15 protein-coding genes and 1 pseudogene are annotated in these 18,147 nt (G+C 72.8%); 13 read left to right on the forward strand and 3 right to left on the reverse strand.

What is annotated here, in order from left to right; all coding sequences use genetic code 11:
- Window positions 1-8: 8 nt before the first annotated feature.
- From ACYVJE_RS10435 to ACYVJE_RS10455, 5 genes are all read left to right on the forward strand, one after another.
- A complete protein-coding gene (locus tag ACYVJE_RS10435; RefSeq protein ID WP_461144291.1) occupies window positions 9-176 on the forward strand; it encodes a hypothetical protein in 168 nt (55 codons plus the stop codon).
- Between the two features lie 617 nt (window positions 177-793).
- Window positions 794-1,156, forward strand: a complete 363-nt coding sequence (locus tag ACYVJE_RS10440; protein ID WP_461144292.1) for a hypothetical protein — start codon at window positions 794-796, stop codon at window positions 1,154-1,156.
- Between the two features lie 80 nt (window positions 1,157-1,236).
- Complete coding sequence (locus tag ACYVJE_RS10445) at window positions 1,237-1,548, forward strand: type VII secretion target (protein WP_461144293.1); 312 nt, start codon at window positions 1,237-1,239, stop codon at window positions 1,546-1,548.
- On the forward strand, window positions 1,548-4,205 hold the full coding sequence (locus ACYVJE_RS10450; protein ID WP_461144294.1) for a WXG100 family type VII secretion target: 2,658 nt from the start codon (window positions 1,548-1,550) through the stop codon (window positions 4,203-4,205). Before ACYVJE_RS10445 ends, ACYVJE_RS10450 begins: the two co-directional genes overlap by 1 nt.
- 20 nt (window positions 4,206-4,225) lie before the next feature.
- Window positions 4,226-4,864 carry a hypothetical protein gene (locus ACYVJE_RS10455; protein WP_461144295.1) on the forward strand — a complete coding sequence of 213 codons (639 nt, stop codon included), beginning with the start codon at window positions 4,226-4,228 and terminating at the stop codon, window positions 4,862-4,864.
- Between the two features lie 14 nt (window positions 4,865-4,878).
- On the opposite strand, the gene ACYVJE_RS10460 is transcribed toward ACYVJE_RS10455, so the two are convergent.
- Together ACYVJE_RS10460 and ACYVJE_RS10465 are read right to left on the reverse strand one after the other, a co-directional pair.
- Window positions 4,879-5,808, reverse strand: coding sequence for a hypothetical protein (locus ACYVJE_RS10460; protein WP_461144296.1), 930 nt, complete (start codon window positions 5,806-5,808; stop codon window positions 4,879-4,881).
- 168 nt (window positions 5,809-5,976) lie between these two features.
- Window positions 5,977-6,795 (reverse strand): dienelactone hydrolase family protein, encoded by an 819-nt coding sequence (locus tag ACYVJE_RS10465; RefSeq protein ID WP_461144297.1) that lies wholly within the window; start codon window positions 6,793-6,795, stop codon window positions 5,977-5,979.
- A 91-nt stretch (window positions 6,796-6,886) separates the two neighbouring features.
- Between ACYVJE_RS10465 and glmS the strand changes: the two genes are divergently transcribed.
- From glmS to tsaE, 6 genes and pseudogenes are all read left to right on the forward strand, one after another.
- Window positions 6,887-8,749 carry a glutamine--fructose-6-phosphate transaminase (isomerizing) gene (glmS, locus tag ACYVJE_RS10470; RefSeq protein ID WP_461144298.1) on the forward strand — a complete coding sequence of 621 codons (1,863 nt, stop codon included), beginning with the start codon at window positions 6,887-6,889 and terminating at the stop codon, window positions 8,747-8,749.
- 16 nt (window positions 8,750-8,765) lie between these two features.
- Window positions 8,766-9,185 (forward strand): holo-ACP synthase, encoded by a 420-nt coding sequence (locus tag ACYVJE_RS10475; RefSeq protein ID WP_461144299.1) that lies wholly within the window; start codon window positions 8,766-8,768, stop codon window positions 9,183-9,185.
- A 241-nt stretch (window positions 9,186-9,426) separates the two neighbouring features.
- Window positions 9,427-10,974, forward strand: a complete 1,548-nt coding sequence (locus tag ACYVJE_RS10480; protein WP_461144300.1) for an NAD(P)H-hydrate dehydratase — start codon at window positions 9,427-9,429, stop codon at window positions 10,972-10,974.
- A gap of 64 nt (window positions 10,975-11,038) precedes the next feature.
- On the forward strand, window positions 11,039-12,175 hold the full coding sequence (gene alr, locus ACYVJE_RS10485) for an alanine racemase (RefSeq protein ID WP_461144301.1): 1,137 nt from the start codon (window positions 11,039-11,041) through the stop codon (window positions 12,173-12,175).
- Window positions 12,172-13,167 (forward strand): annotated as a pseudogene (locus tag ACYVJE_RS10490) (alpha/beta fold hydrolase); the annotation flags it as partial. The gene alr and the pseudogene ACYVJE_RS10490, both read left to right, overlap by 4 nt.
- A 129-nt stretch (window positions 13,168-13,296) precedes the next feature.
- Window positions 13,297-13,791, forward strand: a complete 495-nt coding sequence (gene tsaE, locus ACYVJE_RS10495; protein WP_461144355.1) for a tRNA (adenosine(37)-N6)-threonylcarbamoyltransferase complex ATPase subunit type 1 TsaE — start codon at window positions 13,297-13,299, stop codon at window positions 13,789-13,791.
- Window positions 13,792-13,855: 64 nt separating this feature from the next.
- On the opposite strand, the gene ACYVJE_RS10500 is transcribed toward tsaE, so the two are convergent.
- A complete protein-coding gene (locus tag ACYVJE_RS10500; protein WP_461144302.1) occupies window positions 13,856-14,638 on the reverse strand; it encodes an IclR family transcriptional regulator in 783 nt (260 codons plus the stop codon).
- A gap of 250 nt (window positions 14,639-14,888) precedes the next feature.
- On the opposite strand from ACYVJE_RS10500, the gene aceB reads away from it, so the two are divergent.
- Both aceB and ACYVJE_RS10510 read left to right on the forward strand, forming a co-directional pair.
- The gene (gene aceB, locus ACYVJE_RS10505) at window positions 14,889-16,475 is read left to right on the forward strand and encodes a malate synthase A (protein ID WP_461144303.1); all 1,587 of its coding nucleotides are present in this window, start codon (window positions 14,889-14,891) and stop codon (window positions 16,473-16,475) included.
- 153 nt (window positions 16,476-16,628) lie between these two features.
- Window positions 16,629-17,819, forward strand: a complete 1,191-nt coding sequence (locus ACYVJE_RS10510) for a DUF6986 family protein (protein WP_461144304.1) — start codon at window positions 16,629-16,631, stop codon at window positions 17,817-17,819.
- Window positions 17,820-18,147: the final 328 nt, after the last annotated feature.

Consider the following 18,147-nt stretch of genomic DNA (forward strand, 5'->3'; position numbering starts at 1 on the left):
CTCGTCACATGAGTGCCATAGTCACCGCTCTCGCCGTGGGCGCGATCGCGCTCGGCCTCGTGGCGAGCATCGTCGTGTTCGCGGTGCTCGCGCTGGCCGGGTTGAAGGCGGTCAACGCGGCGCACGAGGGACGCACCTGGTTCGTCGATCACATCAGGCACCGCGGGGCCTCCTAGGAGGAGTTTCCACCTGGGCGCGACGTGGTAACCGGTGCCCGCGGCCGCCCGGCGCACCGGCGGGCGGCGCAGGCCCGAGCAGCCGGTCTCCGCGGGGCGGGGTCGTCGGTGTGGCCGCAGCCGGTTCGCGGGAAGTTCCGGGCAGGCCGCGGACTGCTGCGCGTTCGACGGAGGAGGGTTCATGCGGGATCTCGGCGATCTGCTCTGGGGTCTTGTGCTCCCCCTGGTGCTGCTGTTCGTCACCGCGGTCCTCGCGGTCGTGCTGTCGCAGGGCTGGGGCCTGCCCGTTGTGCTGGGGTGAGCTCTGCCGGTTCGGGTGCCGGTGCGGCTGCGCGCGGCCGCCGGCGCGGGGGTGAGCCGCGGGAGCGTGCGCTGGGGCGGTGCGACTGGGGGTGTGCGCCGGAGCGACCGGGCTCGCGGGCGGGGGGACGCGCCGCGGAGCCCCGCTGCCAGCAGTCTGGCAGGACTCCGCCCGGCCGGTAGGGCTTTGTGCGAGTGACGGGGATCGGCAACCGGATCCGAGTCTTGTCCGCGGCCTGGCGCTGATCTGTGGAAACGCGTGCGGCGCCCGACGCGCGGCGGCGTGTCGGGCCGGTGCGCACCGGTACCGTCGCGCCGTGGTGATTCTCCTCAACGTTCTGCTGGCCGTGCTCCTCGGCGCTCTTGGCGGCGTCCTCGGAGCGTTCATCACCGCCAAGCTGCTGGTGAAGCGCTTCGAGCGGCGGCTGGAGCAGACGCTGCAGCCCTCCGCGACGTGGTCCCCCTCGTGGGGTGCGGTTCAGCAGTCCGCGCAGCCGGGCAGCCAGCCCGTCGTCGGCGGATACGGTTCGGCCCAGCCGGGGCAGCCCGGGCGCCCGCAGCAGGCGTGCCCCAGCAGCCGTGCGGACCGCGGAGCTGACCACCGGATCTTTCGCTTTTGCAAGCGGATCGCCCGGATCGCCCCGCGATGTCGATCAGAGCTGCCAAGATGGAGCAGTTGATCGCACGCACGTCCGCGTCGCGCCCGCGGGTGCGAACCTCGTGATGGTGGCGCGGCGGACTGAGCGGAGAGGAGGGCGCGTTGTCGGGATTCGGGGCGAATGCCGGTGAGTTGAGTGCCACCGCGGGCAGCGTTCGCAGTGCGGCTGACCCCCTGCGCGACAAGCACAGCAAGGACGTCGCCGACATCGAGGTCGCCAAGGCCGACTTCGGGGAAGCGCACCAGGACCACTTCCAGGGCTTCGAGGAAGGCGTGCAGAAGCTTTCCAAGAGTCTCCGGAGCATGGCCGATGCGATGGATGATTTCGCGACGAACTTGGAACAGGCCAGTTCCGACTACGAGACCACGGACGAGAGTGCGTCCGAGGACGTCGGCCAGTCCGGGGAGAAGTGATGAGTGGGGACGAAAAGCCGAGTTGGGAGGAAGTCGAGAAGCTACTCAACAACCCGGATGTCTCGGACGAGAAGAAGTATGAACTCGTCCGGGGGTACGAGCACCACGGCGAGGGTGGCGATACGAAGGAGTTGGTGGCGTACCGCGATCGTTACCGGGACGAGGACGAGTACACCACCTACGCCGGTGCCCCGCACAATCAGCACTACCAGGCGCACCGTTACGACCTGGACGAGGCGTACAAGGACGCGAAGGAGCAGGCGGACTCGGCGGCAGAGGAAAGGGAAAGGGAGGTCGAGAACGCCCGCGGGGCTCTGGAGGACAGCGAGAGGGCCGCGCAGAGCGGCGAAAACGGCGGTGCGGGGGTGAAGACCGCCGACGAATTGCTGGAATCCGGGAAGCCTGGTTTGAAGTTTTTCGAGAACTGGGTTCCGCTGTATCACGATATCAAGAACGCCGTCAACGACAAGGAAAAAGTTAAGAAGCTTGAGAAGATAAAAGAGGAGTACCAGCAGCAGAGCGGTCTGGACTTTGCCAAGTTCGCTGGCTGCGCCGATGACCTGGAGGCTGCCGACAAGGGCGCCAGGGAGGCGCACCAGAAGATGGCCGGGAAGCTCGGCCAGTTGTGGGGGGCGTGGAGCGGACAGGCGGCTCAGGCTTCGGAGGGTTTCTTTCAGGAAAAGTTCACTCCCACGGCGCAGGAGAGGGTGGCAGCGCGGGCGAAGGACGGTGCTGAGTCGATCCGCGAGGCGAACAAGAGCGTCGCCGAGTTCGTGCGGAACAAGGTGAAAACCGTTCTTGGGTTCGCCGAACATGCGAGTCAGATCGACGGGAAAGGGAAGTCCGACTGGAAGATCACCATCGAGGTCGCCAACAACAGCCAGGACGACGACACGCTCAAAAGGGCGTGCGCGATCTGGAATGTCCAGATTGATAACGAGTGCTGGGGCAATGATCTGACGGACGAGCAGAGACGGAAGATTCAGACGGACTGCCAGAGCGTGGTCCGCGATACCTTTGCTTCGATCGTCGAGAGCTCCTGCGCCGAGTTGCACGAGGCCTGCAAGGACGCCAAGGAGAAGATCGACGAGACCTTCGGCGAGCTGAACAAGGTGCTCGGTGAGGCGGAGGAGGATCCGTTCAAGAATCCGGGACCGGCGCCGGACTCCGAGGGCGACGAGAGTGGTGGCCCGCAGAAACCCGACCGGGCTCCCGGCGGCGGTGGCGCACCTAGTGGTGGTGCACCCGGCGGTGGTCCGCCTGGGGGTGGTGCGCCTGGCGGGCAGGACGTGCCGAAGCCGTCGGACCCGCAGGAGGCGATGCCCGGAACGCCCGCCGGCCCCGGTGGGCCGGGGATGCCCGGAACTCCGGAGGGGCCGGGAAGTTCCACCGGTCCCGGTGCACCCGGCGGGACCAGGGAGGAGGTGACGCTCGGCCAGGGCGAACAGGCCGTGAGCCTGAGCGAGCCGGCACCGGACGGAACGGTGGAGGTCGAGGTCACCGGCGCGGACGGGGAGCCCAAGACCTACGCCCTCGCGCTCGGCCAGGAAGGGGACGCCCCGGCCGGGCCGGGGCAGATGCCGGGCCAGCAAACCGCAGGACAGCCCCTCCCGGGCCAGCAGGCTCCGGGCGAGCAGATGTCCGTACCCGGAGACCCCGGCCAGTCGGACGCTCCTGGCGGCCCCGGCAGCGTGTCCGGCCCCGGCGCCCCGGGAGGACCTGGTGCTCCGAGTGACGGCCCGATCCCGGTCCAGCCCGGCGAGGACGGCAAGGCCGTGATCGAAGAGGGCGACCGCACGATCACCGTCGAGCGGACACCGGAAGGCCGCCTCGCCGTCAGCGTGGACAACGGCGGGGGTCAGCCGCCGCTGCACCAGACCGTCGGTTTCGGTGGCGACGACGGGGTCCCGGCGCCCGGCATGCCGGACGGCCCTGCGCAGTCCGCGGATCCGGGTACCGGCCCGGGTGGCCAGACGCCTCCCGCCCCTCCAGAGCCCGAGGCGCCCTCGCCGGAACCCCCGGGCGCGAGCAGCCAGGTGCCGACCGCGCCGCAGACCGCGGAGGCTCCCGCGGCAGCGCAGCAGGGACCTGTCGGCGACCCCGCCGCGACTCCCGGCGGGCCCGAGGCCGCTCCCGGTCCGGCCGCGGCGACCGGTGCCCCCGAGGGGCAGTCCGGTGCTGCTCCGCAGAACGCACCGGCCTCGACGACGCCGCAGTCCACGCTCGGCTCGGTGTTCAGCGCGAGCGTCGGGGGCTCGGTCGGCAGCATCGCCGGTGATCTGTTCGGCGGCTCCGGACCTGACAGCGCGGCCGGACCGGCGGAGCCGGGCTTCGGCGGCGATTCCAACCGCGGGGCCTCCGCGGTGAACGAGGGCGCCTCCGGGCCGCCGGGGGGTGCCCAGTCCGGCGGACCGGGCGGTGGTTCCTCCGGCAGCGCCCAGGGCTCCGGGGCTGCCGGAGGCGGCATGATGGGCGGCGGCATGGGAATGATGGGCGGCGGCATGGGCCAGCAGGGCGGTGACCAGGAACGCTCCAATGACAGCCCGTGGCGCACTGAGGGGCAGCTGTTCGACGACGGCATTCCGCAGTCGAACGTGCGGTACCGGTCCGTGATCGGTGAGGACGAGAAGCAATCCGATCAACGCAAGAACACGTGACGGTGCAGCGGGAGGCGAACGTGAGCGGGGACAGCGAACGGGTGAAAGCGTTCCGCGAGCGGATGCGGACGCTGGTCGCCGAGAGCACGAGCAACCGGGAAGCCGCTGGTCAGCGGTGGCAGGAAACGCTCGACCAGGCCGGGAGGAAGGCCGACGAGCAGGTCGAGAAGGCGCAGAAGCTCGTCGAGCGCGTACGCGAGCGCGCCGCGTACCTCCGCCGCCAGGAGGAGTCGAACGAGATCTCCGTCGGCGAGGGGATCGACGAGGAGGACCGGGACCCGGAGGTCGAGCACTTCGCCCAGTCGCTGCGGGAGCAGCAGCGTGCGCAGGAGCAGGCTGCTGCTCCCGCAGCTGCGACCTCCGCTGCTGCGGAGTCCCCGGCTCCGGGTGCCGCGTTACCGGCGGGAGGTTCCGCTCCCTCCGGCCCCGGGGCCGGAGGGAGCGCGCCGCAGGACACCTGGCAGGTGCAGGCGGGCCGGTTCGGTCGCCAGCGCACCGAGGACTCCGAGCAGTCCGCGTCGAAGCAGAAGCCGGCGTCACCGGCGAACCGCCCCGGGCAGCAACCCGCGCCGGAACCGCCGCGCAAACCGGCACCTCGTCGGGAGCCGGTGTTCGACGAGGACGACGACGACTTCAGCAATCAGACCTGGCTGCGCTGAAGGTCGCCGCGGGCTCAGGGGCGGTGCGGCGGTCCGTGGTCCCGGCCTGCCGCCCGCGGTGGTCCGCTCGGCCACGTCGGGCCGGGCGCGGGCGGCTGGTCCTGCATCGCCCCGTGCTGTTGCGCCCCGCCGTGTACCGGTGGGGCCGCGGCAGGACCAGCCGCTCCGCGCGGCATGTGCGGTGCAGGCCCGCCGAACTGACCGTCCTGCGGCCGGGCCGGGCGCGTGAGCGTGCGGCGCACGATCGGGAGGAACACCAGCCCCGCGAGGAGGATCGGGGTGAAGGCCAGGAACAGCCAGATCGGGCTCCGCAGCCACGCCGTCCAGAACGACGCTCCCACGCGGAGGAACTCCAGGACGGCCTGGTGCACGACGCTTTCGACCTGGACGAGCCCGTAGACGAGGTAGGCCCACAGCGCGAGGCGTTGACGGCGCAGCAGCAGGACCACGCCGGCGACGGCGGACGCCACGGACACCGCGAGTTCTAGGTAGGCGAGGGCCAGCTGCACGTTCGGTTCGGGCGGGCCGTAGAGGGCGAGGAGCCGCACGTTGATGATGACGGAGTAGGCCGGGAACAACAGCGCGAGCGCGCCCAGCACGATCGCGACGACGCGTCCGGCGTCCGGACCGCCCGGTGCGTTCGGGGGAGGAGCTGACGCCCCGGGTGGCAGCTGCGCGCCCGGGGCCGGCTGCGCCCCGGGTGGCAGCTGGGCCCCGGCCTGCTGAGGTCCGGCTTGCGGAGGGCCGGGTTGCGTGCCGGGTGGGGGTGGTGGTCCTGGTGGGCCGAACGGTTGCGCGGGGCTCGGTTGTGCGGGCTGGCCCTGGCCCGGGTGGCCGTGCGGGCCCGGTTGGCCGTGCGGAGCAGGCTGCCCCGGTGACATCCCGGGGTAGCCGGGCTGTCCCGGTTGGCCCTGCTGACCCTGCGGTGGTTGCGGCGTGTTCATCGCCGGGGAGTATGACCGAGATGATCGCTCCTGTGGGCGAGAACCGGGCACGTGCCCGCTGCAGTCGCTGCCGCGGCCCCGGCTGACGCCCCTGAACACCGGCGGACGCCCCTGCGCACCCGACGCCCCTGCGCACCCGGCGCCGCGGGGGAGCCGGCGCCGTCCCGCCTACGCCGCCGCGAGCTCCCCGCGGGTGTGCTCGGAGTCGAGCTCGGTGCCCTTGAGCTTCTCCGCCAGCAGCACCGCCCCGCGCTTGTCCCCGGCCAGCGTGCGCAGGAAGAACGCGGTGAACAGCGCTTTGGTGATCCGCTGCGTGCGGTGCTCTGGGCGGCCGTGCAGCAGCAGTTCCGACCAGTGCCGCCCCTCGGCGTAGCCGAGGTGGCTGGCCTTCGGCAGCGTGCGCAGCTGCACCGACCCTCCCCAGGCGCGCGCCAGCGGCATCGCGTGCGCGTTCGCGGGGGCGAGCAGGTCGTTTCCCCCGGCCAGGAACAGGCCGGGCGCGCTGACGTGCGGTGCTACGTCGAGCATCGACGGCAGCGTCTGCGCCGGAGCTGCTGCGGCGACCGCGCGCACCCGGCTGTCCGAGCCCGCGGCGAGCACGGAGCAGCCGCCGCCCATGGCGTGCCCGGAGAGCCCGAGCCGGCGCTCGTCGACGCTGATGCCGCCGTCGCCGAGCCGCACGTGCACGCAGATGTCCAGCGCGGTGCGCAGGTCGCCGGCGAACGACCGGTGCGAGGCGAACACGCCCCCCTGGGTGGCCGGTGCGGCGACGACGAAGCCCCACGAGGCCAGGTGCCGCAGCAGTTCGAGGTAGCGCCGCGGCGGCTGCAGCCAACCGTGCCCGAAGGCGATCGCCGGCAGCCCGAGTCCGCTGCGCGGCGTGCACAGCACCCCGGGCAGGCCCACCAGCGACAGGTCGCCGTGCAGCACCTCGTGCGGCCCGCGGCGGGAGAGTTCGTCGAACGCGTTCGTCACACTGCGCCCCATGGGTCGCAACCGTAGCCCACTGCGCCGCGTGCGTGCGGGAGCCACGCCTCCGCGGAGGTGCGGCGCGCGAGCGGTAGCTACGCTGGGGCGAGTGTGCGGCATCGTTGGTTACGCAGGACATCGCCAGGCCCTGGACGTGGTGCTCGGAGGTTTGCGCCGCCTCGAGTACCGGGGTTACGACTCGGCGGGAGTGGCGCTGCTGGACGGGGGTGGTGAGCTCGCCGTGGAGCGCGCCGCCGGAGCGCTGTCGAACTTGGAAGAGCGGCTGGCCGGGTCGGACGGCTCGCGCTTCGCCGGCAGCAGCGGGATGGGGCACACCCGCTGGGCGACGCACGGCGCACCGACCGACCGGAACGCCCACCCGCACTGCGACAGCAGCGGCAAGGTCGGGGTGGTGCACAACGGCATCATCGAGAACTTCTCCGCGCTGCGGGCCGAGCTGGAGGCCGCGGGTGTGGAGATGGCCAGCGAGACGGATACCGAGACCGCTGCCCACCTCATCGCCGCCGCGTTCGACCGCGGTCCCACCGCCGGTGATCTCACGGCGAGCGTGAACTCCGTGGCCCGCCGGCTGGGGGGCGCGTTCACGCTGGTGGTCACGCACGCCGACGTGCCCGACACGATCGTGGCGGCGCGGCGCTCCTCGCCGCTGGTCGTCGGCGTGGGCGAGGGCGAGCACTTCGTGGCCTCGGACGTGGCGGCGTTCATCGAGCACACCCGCGACGCCGTCGAGCTGGGCCAGGACCAGGCGGTGACGATCACCGCGGACGGCTACCGGGTGACCGACTTCGACGGGGCGGAGGTCGCGGCGAAGCCGTTCACCGTGGACTGGGACCTGTCGGCCGCCGAGAAGGGCGGGCACGACTACTTCATGCTCAAGGAGATCGAGGAGCAGCCGGAGGCCCTGCGCAACACGCTGCGCGGGCACTTCCGGAACGGTTCGGTCGTCCTCGACGAGCAGCGCATGAGCGACCAGGACCTGCGGGACGTGGACAAGGTCTTCGTCGTGGCCTGCGGCACGGCCTACCACTCGGGGCTGCTGGCCAAGCACGCCATCGAGCACTGGTGCCGCATCCCCGTCGAGGTGGAGCTGGCCAGCGAGTTCCGCTACCGGGACCCGGTGCTGGGGCGCGACACGCTGGTGGTGGCGATCTCCCAGTCCGGCGAGACGATGGACACGCTGGAGGCGGTGCGGCACGCGCGCACCCAGCGGGCCCGCGTGCTGGCGATCTGCAACACGAACGGGGCGCAGATCCCGCGCGAGTCGGACGCGGTGCTCTACACGCACGCCGGTCCGGAGATCGGGGTGGCGGCGACGAAGACGTTCCTGGCGCAGATCGCCGCGAACTACCTCGTGGGTCTCGCGCTGGCGCAGGCCCGCGGCACGAAGTACCCGGACGAGGTGGCCCGCGAGTTCGCCGACCTGGCGGGCACGCCGGAGGCGGTGCAGCAGGCGCTGACCACGGTCGAGCAGACCCGGCAGCTGGCGCAGGACCTGGTCGGGTCGAAGGCGGTGCTGTTCCTCGGCCGGCACGTGGGCTACCCGATCGCCCTGGAGGGCGCGCTCAAGCTCAAGGAGCTCGCCTACATGCACGCGGAGGGCTTCGCGGCGGGCGAGCTCAAGCACGGCCCGATCGCGCTGATCGAGGAGGGCCTGCCGGTGGTGGTCGTGATGCCTTCGGCGAAGGGCCGGGCCCAGCTGCACGCCAAGATGGTGTCGAACATCCGGGAGATCCAGGCCCGCGGCGCGCGGACCGTCGTCATCACTGAGGAGGGCGATGACGCGGTGCGCCCGTTCGCCGACGAGCTGGTCGAGGTGCCCGCGGTGTCGACGCTGCTGCAGCCGCTGGTCTCCAGCGTGCCGCTGCAGGTGCTGGCCGCGGAGATCGCGCGCGGCCGCGGCTTCGACGTGGACAAGCCGCGCAACCTCGCCAAGTCGGTCACGGTCGAGTGACACCGCGGGGGCGGCCGTGATCATCGGCGTGGGCACGGACCTGGTCGGGGTGCGGCGGTTCGCCGAGTCGCTGCGCCGCACCCCGGAGCTGGTCGACCGCCTGTTCACCGCGGAGGAGCGGGTCACGTGGGAGGGGCGGACGCGTTCGGTGCGCTCGCTGGCCTCCCGGTTCGCCGCGAAGGAGGCGGCGGCGAAGGCGCTCGGGGTGCCCGGGGGCACCGAGTTCACCGACTGCGCCGTGCACAGCGCCTCCGACGGGCGGCCGGTGCTGCACGTCACCGGCGGGTTGGCGGCGGCCGCCGCGCACCGGTCGGTGAACCGGTGGCACGTGTCGCTGACGCACGACGCCGAGCTGGCCTCCGCCGTGGTCATCGCCGAGCACGTCACCGAGGACACCGCCGAGCGCGGCTCCGGGGACGCGGGCCGGCCGCCGTGAGCGGCGCGCGGCGGCCGCGGCGACAGCTCAGCCGCGGTCCCGGGGCCGCCCCGGGCGGAGGACGCTGCGCACCCGGGGACGCTGCGCACCCGGGGACGCTGCGCACTCGGGAACGCTGTGCACCCTGGGGCGCCCGACGCGCCGCGGGCGCGTCGTGGTGATCGGTCGCTGCGGGCGGGTACGTATCGTGTCCGCCGACGGATTCGTGTCCGCCAACGAACGCCGGCGACGAGGAGGCCCCATGCGGGGAGCGTGGACACCGGAGCAGATTCGCGCTGCTGAGCAGAGCCTGTTCACCACCGTTCCGGAGCCCGCCGTGATGCGCCGCGCCGCCCACGCGGTGGCGGTGGCCGTCACGCGGGTCCTGACCGAGCGGACCGGGGGCGTCGCGGGCCGTCACGTGACGTTGCTGGTCGGCGCCGGGAACAACGGCGGCGACGCGCTGTGGGCCGGGGCCGAGCTGCGCCGCCGCGGCGCCGGGGTGACGGCGGTGCTGCTCGCGCCGGACCGGACGCACGCGGAGGGCCTGGCCGGGCTGCGGGCGCGCGGCGGCCGGGCCGTGCCGGCCGCGGGCGCGCACCCGGACACGGAGGGCATCGGCGCGTCCGCGGTCGATGCGGTGGGGCGTGCCGACGCGGTCGTCGACGGGATCGTCGGCCTGTCCGCGCGTGGCGGGCTGCGGCCGAGCGCGGCGCGGTTGGTGGAGCGCGTCACCGCCCCGATCGTCGCGGTGGACCTGCCCAGCGGTGTGGACCCGGTCACCGGTGAGGCCGCGGACGACGCGGTGCGCGCGGAGCGCACTGTGACCTTCGGCGGGAGCAAGCCCGGGCTGGTCGTCGGTCCCGGCGCGGTGCACGCCGGGACGGTCGAGGTCGCCCCGATCGGGGTGGACGAGCACCTGCCCGAGCCGGAGCTGTTCATGCTCGACGGCGTCGACGTCGGTGCGCACTGGCCGGTTCCGGGGCCGGAGGACGACAAGTACACGCAGGGCGTGGTGGGCATCGCCGCCGGTTCGGCCACCTTCCCCGGTGCGGCGGTGCTCGCCGCGGGCGCGGCGGTGCAGGCCACCTCGGGCATGGTCCGCTACGCCGGTCCCGCCGCGGACACGGTGCGCAACCACTGGCCCGAGGTCGTCACCACTGGAGCGGTGGCCGATGCGGGCCGGGTGCAGTCCTGGGCGATGGGCCCGGGCATCGGCACCGGTTCCAGCGGGCGGGACGTGGTGCGGCACGTGCTCGAGTCGGGCCGCCCGGTCTGCGGGGACGCGGACACGATCACGCTGCTGGCCGAGGACGCGTCGCTGTGGGACGCGCGGGACCCGGACGTGCCCGTGGTGCTCACCCCGCACGCGGGCGAGTTCGCCCGCCTGGCGGGCGGGGAGCTCGGGGCGGACCGCGTCGGCGCGGCCCGCGAGGTCGCCGCGCGGTTCGACGTGGTGCTGCTGCTCAAGGGCAACACCACGGTGATCGCCGCCCCGGACGGGCGCGTGATCGTCAACGACGCCCGCCACGCGTGGCCGGCCACCGCCGGTTCCGGGGACGTGCTCACTGGGTTGATCGGCGCGCTGCTGGCCAGCGGAATGGATCCGCTGTGGGCGTGCGGCTGCGCCGCGCGGGTGCACGCCATGGCGGCCGCGGGGGCAGCGCTCGGGCGGGGGACGGGCGGGGACGTCCCGGTGGGGGCGCCGATCGGCGCGTCAGCGTTGCTGGCGGCGGTGCCGGAGGCCGTGCGCGAGGTGCGCGCCCGGGCGCTGCGCAGCCGGTGCGCGCTGCTTGGTGCAGCTCGATGACCGGCGGTGATGCTGCGGCGCCGGACGCCCGGCGGCCGGTCTCGTGTGCGAGGATGATGCTGCGATGAGCGAGTTGACCGCCCTCCGCGCCGATCTCCGCGTGGACCTCGACGCCGTGCGGGGCAACGTGCGCCTCCTGACGGGGGCGGCGCGCGGGTCCGGTGCGGCGACGATGGTCGTGGTCAAGGCCGACGGGTACGGCCACGGGGCGATGCCGGTGGCGCGGGCGGCGCTGGACGCGGGGGCCGAGTGGATCGGGACCGCCGCGCCGGGCGAGGCGCTGCAGCTGCGCGCGGCGGGCATCGCGGCACCGGTGCTGTGCTGGCTCTACACCGAGGGCGAGGAGTTCGCGCCCGCGCTGCGCGCCGGGGTGGACCTGTCGGTGTCCTCGTTGGACGAGCTGCGCGCGATCGTCGCTGCGGCCCGCGAGGTGGGTGTCACCGGCAGGGTGCACCTGAAGATCGACACCGGGCTGAGCCGCAACGGCTGCACGGAGGAGGAGTGGCCCGCGCTGGTGGACGCGGCGGCGAAGGCCGAGGTCGACGGGGACCTCGCGGTGCACGCGGTGTGGTCGCACCTGGCCTGCGCCGACGATCCCGGTGATCCGTCGGTGGACGCCCAGGCGGAGCGGTTCCACCGGGCGTGGACGCGGGCGCGGGAGGCGGGGCTGCGGCCGATCCGGCACCTGGCGAACTCGGCGGCGGCGCTGACCCGGCCGGATCTGCGGTTCGAGCTGGTGCGCCCGGGCATCGCCGTGTACGGACTGGACCCGGTGTCGGGGGGTTGCGAGCGCGGTCTGCGCCCGGCGATGACGTTCCGCTCCTCCGTGGCGCGGACCAAGCGGGTCGCCGCGGGGGAGAGCGTGTCCTACGGGTGGACGTGGACGGCGCAGCGCCCGACGACGCTGGCGCTCGTCCCGGTCGGCTACGCCGACGGGGTGCCGCGCGGGCTGTCCGGGAACCTCTCGGTGTGGCTGGCGGGTCGGCGGCGCCCGGTGGTGGGGACCGTGTGCATGGACCAGGTGGTCGTCGACTGCGGTGACGCGGAGGTTCCCGCCGGTTCCGAGGTCGTGCTGTTCGGCCCCGGTGACCGGGGCGAGCCCACTGCCGCGGAGTGGGCCGAGGGGCTCGGCACGATCCACTACGAGGTCGTCACGGGCATGTACCGGCCGCGGGTGACGCGGACGGTGGTGGGCGGATGAGGCCGCTGTGGCAGACGCTGGCGTGGGCCGGCGGCCTCGCCGGCGCGGCGGGCGTGGTGCTCGGCGTGGTCGGTTCGCGCCGTCGCGGCGGCGAGGCCGCCGAATCCGAGGACCTCGACCAGCAGGAGCTCGGGGAGGAGGAGCTGCCGGGGAGGTCGCAGGCCTCGCGCAGCTCCACGGTCTCCACCGATGACGGCATCCCGCTGTGGACCTGGGAGTACGAACCGCCCGGTGGGGGAGCGGACGTGACCGCGGTGTTCGTCCACGGGTTCGCCCTGGACAGCCGGTCGTGGACGTTCCAGCTGCGCACGTTGGCCTCCGCGGAGGAGCCGCGGGTGCGGGCGGTGGCCTACGACCACCGCGGGCACGGCGAGTCCGGTTACGCGGGTGCCACCGGCAGCACGATCGACCAGCTCGCCGCGGACCTGGACGCGGTGCTGCGCGCGGTCGTGCCGCGCGGGCCGATCGCGCTCGTGGGGCACTCGATGGGCGGCATGGTGGTCATGGCGCTGGCCGAGCGGCGTCCGGAGCTGTTCCGCGAGCGGGTGCGCGCGGTCGCGTTCATGGGCACCGCCGCGGGCGCGCTCGAGGAGACGCGGGTGGTGCGTCCGTGGTTGTCCCGCTACAACCCGGTCTCGCGCGGTCTGACGGTGCTCGCCGACGTGCAGCCGGACCTGGTGGAATGGGTGCGTCACCGGGGTGATGCGGTGGCGCGGCGGATCACCCGCTCGCTGGCGTTCGGCGGGCGGGAGGTCGCCGCGGCCGTGGTCGACCTGGCGGCGGAGATGATCGGTTCGACCCGGGTGGAGGTCGTCACCGACTTCCTGCCGACGTTCGCCGCGCACGAGCGCACCGCCGCGCTGGCCGCGCTGGAGAGCTGCGAGGTGCTGGTGCTCAGCGGTGACGCGGACCGGCTCACGCCGTTCTCCTCCGCCGAGGCGATCGCCGGGGCCGTGCCGCACGCTCGGTTGGTGGCTGCGGAGGGCGCCGGGCACTTGGTGATGCTGGAGAGGCCCGAGCTGGTCAACGAGGAGTTGCGCCGCTTGCTGCGGCTCGCGCCCCCGCTCCGCGGGAGCGGCGCGGCGAGCGGAGCGGTCCGAGCTGAGAAGGTGACGTGCACGATGGAATCCGAGGCGAACGCGGCCGTTGCGGCGCTGGAACTGTCTACTGAGGACGCCACGTGGGAGTTCGGCCGGGAGCTCGGCGCGCGGCTGCGCGCCGGTGACCTCGTGCTGCTGGAGGGTCCGCTCGGCGCGGGCAAGACCGTGCTCACCCGCGGCATCGCGGCGGGCATGGAGGTGCGGGGGCCGATCACCTCGCCGACGTTCGTCATCGCCCGGGTGCACGATCCGGAGTCCGGTGCGGGCCCGTCGCTGGTGCACGTGGACGCCTATCGTCTGTCCTCGTTGGACGAGGTCGACGATCTTGACCTGGACACGGACCTGACCGAGGCCGCCGTGGTCGTCGAGTGGGGCGAGGGCGTGGCCGAGCGGCTCGCGGACTCGCACCTGCTGGTGCGGATCCGGCGCCGCCCGGACGACGTCCGCGAGGTGGGCCTGCACCCGCGGGGCCCCGGCTGGCAGGGCCGCGAGCTGCCCACCGCGGTGGAGGGGTGATCCCCGCCGCTCGGCGCCCCGCCGGGCGCACCGCCGCAGGGGTTCCCGCTCGCCGCGGCCGCTGTCACTCCTCGGCCTCCTCCGCCCCGATCTCCTCGGCCAGGTCCCGCGCCAGCCGCTGCATCAGCGGGATCACCTCGTCGGTGGAGATGCGGGCGATGCGTCCCTCCGGACCGCTGATGGAGATGGCCGCGCGCGCCGGGGTGTTCGGCAGCGCCACCGCGTAGCAGCGCACGCCCACTTCCTGCTCACCGTCGTCGACGGCGTAGCCCTGTTGCTGGATGCGCTCGATCTCGCTCCACATGCCGTCGACGGTGGTGACGGTGCGTTCGGTGTGCGGGCGCATGTGCGTGCGCGTGAGCAGCTGGTGCACCGGGTCGGTGGGGAGCGTGGCGAGCACGGCCTTGCCGACGGCGGTGGCGTGCGCGTCGACGCGGCGTCCGACCTCGGTGAACATGCGCATGGAGTGCTGCGAGGGCACCTGCGCGACGTAGACGATCTGGTCGCCGTCGAGCACCGCCATGTTCGAGGTCTCGCCGGTGGCCTCGGTGAGCTCGGCGAGGTAGGGGCGCGCCCACGTGCCGAGGGCGCGACTGGCGGTTTCCCCCAGTCTGATGAGCCCCGGTCCGAGGACGTAGTGGCGGGAGGGCTGCTGCCGGACGTAACCGCGGGCGACGAGCGTGCGCATGATCCGGTGGATCGTCGGCAGCGGCAGCCCGGACTTGTCGGCCAGCTCGGAGAGCGTGACCTCCCCGCCCGCGTCGGCCATGAGCTCCAGCAGTTCGAAGGTGCGCTCGACCGACTGCACTCCTCCGCCCTGCTGTGCGCGGCGCGGGTCGGTGGTCATGAGCGTCGTCCTTTCGACCGGGGGTTCGTGCTGAAGTCTATCCCGTGTTCTTCGCGACCTCGTCTGTTGCTTCGAACGCGATGTGGAAACTAACATCCACGATGCAGAAAACAAGACAGCCGTACCGCTAGAAAGTGACGGCCGCCGGCGAGGGCCGCCGGCCCGCGTGGATGCGCACGAGCGCTCCGCGCGGCACTGTGAACGCTCACCACCATCTGGCGACCCGGCAGCGAAGAGAGGTGGACATCTCATGTCTCAAGGACAGGGCGTGCGCGTGCTCGGCGCACCTGTCGAACGCGGTGACGAGATCCTGACGGCCGAGGCCCTGGAGTTCGTCGCCGGATTGCAACGGGCCTTCGGCCGGCGCCGCGCGGAGCTGCTCGAGCGGCGGACCGAGCGGCGCGCCCAGGCCGTGCGCGACGGCCGCCTGGACTTCCTCGAGGAGACCAGGCACATCCGCGAAGGTGACTGGCAGGTCGCCGAACCGCCGGCGGACATCCGCGACCGCCGCGTGGAGATCACCGGCCCCACCGACCGCAAGATGGGCGTCAACGCGCTCAACTCCGGTGCGCGCGTGTGGTTGGCCGACCTCGAGGACGCCAACACCCCGCACTGGGACAACGTCGTCTCCGGCCAGGTCACCCTCCACGACGTGGTCCGCAAGCAGATCGAGCTGACCACGCCGGAGGGCAAGCACTACGCGCTGCGGGACGACGTGCAGCACGCGGTCCCGCTGGTGCGGCCCCGCGGCTGGCACCTGGACGAGAAGCACGTGCTCGTCGACGGCGAACCCGTCGTCGGCGCGCTGCTCGACTTCGGGCTGTACTTCTTCCACAACGTCCACGAGCTGATCAGGCGGGGCAGCGGGCCGTACTTCTACCTGCCCAAGATGGAGAGCCACCTGGAAGCGCGGCTGTGGAACGACGTGTTCACGCACGCGCAGTCCGAGCTGGGCATCCCCCACGGCACGATCCGCGGGACCGTGCTCATCGAGACCTACCCGGCGGCGTTCGAGATGGAGGAGATCCTCTACGAGCTGCGCGACCACTCGGCCGGGCTGAACGCGGGGCGCTGGGACTACCTGTTCAGCGTCATCAAGACGTTCCGCGAGACCGGGCAGTACATCCTGCCGGACCGCAACAGCGTCACGATGACCGCGCCGTTCATGCGCGCCTACACCGAACTGCTCGTGCGCACCTGCCACAAGCGCGGTGCGTTCGCCATCGGCGGCATGGCCGCGTTCATCCCCACCAAGGACCCGGCGACCAACGAGAAGGCACTGGGCAAGGTGCACGATGACAAGAAGCGCGAGGCGGGCGACGGCTTCGACGGCTCCTGGGTGGCCCACCCGGGTCTGATCGGGCCGTGCTACGAGGAGTTCGACGCGGTGCTGGGCGACAAACCCAACCAGATCGACCGCAAGCGCGAGGACGTGGCGATCACCGCCGAGGACCTGCTCAACGTCGCCGCCACGCCGGGCGGCAGGACCCGCGAGGGGCTGCGCGGCGCGGTCGACGTCGGCGTCCGCTACCTCACCTCGTGGCTCGGCGGCAACGGCGCCGCGGCGATCCACAACCTCATGGAGGACGCCGCGACCGCCGAGATCTCCCGCTCCCAGGTGTGGCAGTGGCTGCACAACGGTCTCGAACTCGACAGCGGCGAGGAAGTCACCAAGGAGCTCGTCCGCGAGATCCTCGGTGAGGTGCACGAGGAGCTGCGGCAGGAGTTCGGCGAGGACGAGAACCTCGCCCAGGCCGTGGAGCTGTTCGAGCAGGTCGCCGTGGCCGACGAGTTCGCCGACTTCCTGACCCTGCCCGCCTACGAGCGCATCGACTGACGGTTTCCGGTGCGTCCCCTCCCGGTGCCGCCTCGAGCGCGGTCGGCAGCCGGGAGGGGCGCACACCCCGATGAGAAAGAGGAGAGTGCTCCCGTGGTCCGGACCTCGTTGGACCCCGCCGCCGTGGACGACCGACTCCGGCTCCTGTCTCCCGTGGACGAATCGCTCGCCCAGGCCTACCCCGGTTCCGGTGCGGCGCGGCAACCCGTGCACACCTGCTACGTGCCGGCGGAGCAGGTGGACGGCGACACCGTGCGCTCGTGGGGACGACGGGCCCTCGAGGCGATGGACGGGCACGCCCCGCGACCGGCGGAGCTGGCCGAGGTCCTCGGCATGCCGGCCGAGCTCGCCGAAGCGGTGCACCCGCGGGTGCGGCAGCGCCTGGTGGACGCGCCGCTGGAGGACCTGCGCATCGACTTCGAGGACGGCTACGGGCAGCCGGGCGACGACGCGGAGGACGCCGACGCCGCCCGCACCGCAGGAGTGGTCGCCGACTGGCTGGCCGCCGGCGCGGCACCGGCGACGTTCGGCCTGCGGGTGAAGTCCTTCGACACACCGGAGCTGCGGGCGCGTTCGCTGCGCACGCTCGACGTGTTCCTCACCGAACTGCTGGACGGGCACGGGCGGCTGCCGGACGGGTTCGTGCTCACGTTCCCGAAGATCATGGACATCTCCCAGGTGGAGGTGTTCGTCGACCTGCTGGCGCTGACCGAGCGCACCCTCGGGCTCGAGGAGGGCGCGCTGCGGTTCGAGCTGCAGGTGGAAACACCGCAGTCCATCGTGGACTCCGAAGGCCGGTTCGCGCTGCCGCGGCTGATCCGCGCCGGTGCCGGACGGGTCAGCGGGCTGCACTTCGGCACCTACGACTACACCGCCGCCTGCGGTCTGACCGCGGAGAACCAGCACATGGCGCACCGCGCCTGCGACTTCGCGCGGCACGCGATGCAGGTCTCCGCCGCGGGTACCGGGGTGTTCCTCTCCGACGGCTCCACCAACGTGCTGCCGGTCGGCGAACAGGTGCGGCACGGCTGGCGCACCCACTACGACCTGGTCCGCCGGTCCCTGCGGCACGGTTTCTACCAGAGCTGGGACCTGCACCCGGCGCAGCTGGTCACCCGCTACGCCGCGGTGTTCGCCGCGTTCCGGGAGATCGCCCCGCAGCAGGCGCAGCGGCTGGCCGACTACGTCTCCGCCGCCGACTCGGCCGTGCTCGACGAACCGGCGACCGCCCGGGCGCTCGCGGTGTCGTTCGCGCGCGCCCTGGACAACGGGGCCATCGACGCCGCCGAGGCCGAGCGGATGACCACGCTGCCCGAGCAGCGCCTCCGCGCGTTCGCTCGGTGACCCGTGTCCCCGGTGCTCCACGGAGGCTGCGAGAGCAGAGGAGGAGCACCGATGGAGCGGCGACCCGGTAGCGGTGGTCGTCGCCCGGCGGCGGTGCTCCAGCGCTTTCTGGAACGCTTCCAGGAAACGCAATTTTCATGAAAATTGTAAGTTATCCCCACGCGGATAGAGCACAATCTGTCCCCAAGGGGGCGAGTTGTCCACAGGGTGCCGGCGCGTCGGGTGGGTCCGTTGTCGGGAGGACCCGGCGTGTCGGGCGGGGTCCGCGCCCCCTCCCCGCGCACCGCGAGTGGTGCGGGGCGGACCCGGCACCCGGGCGGACCCGGTA

It is taken from the genome of Salinifilum aidingensis (genome assembly GCF_054782015.1).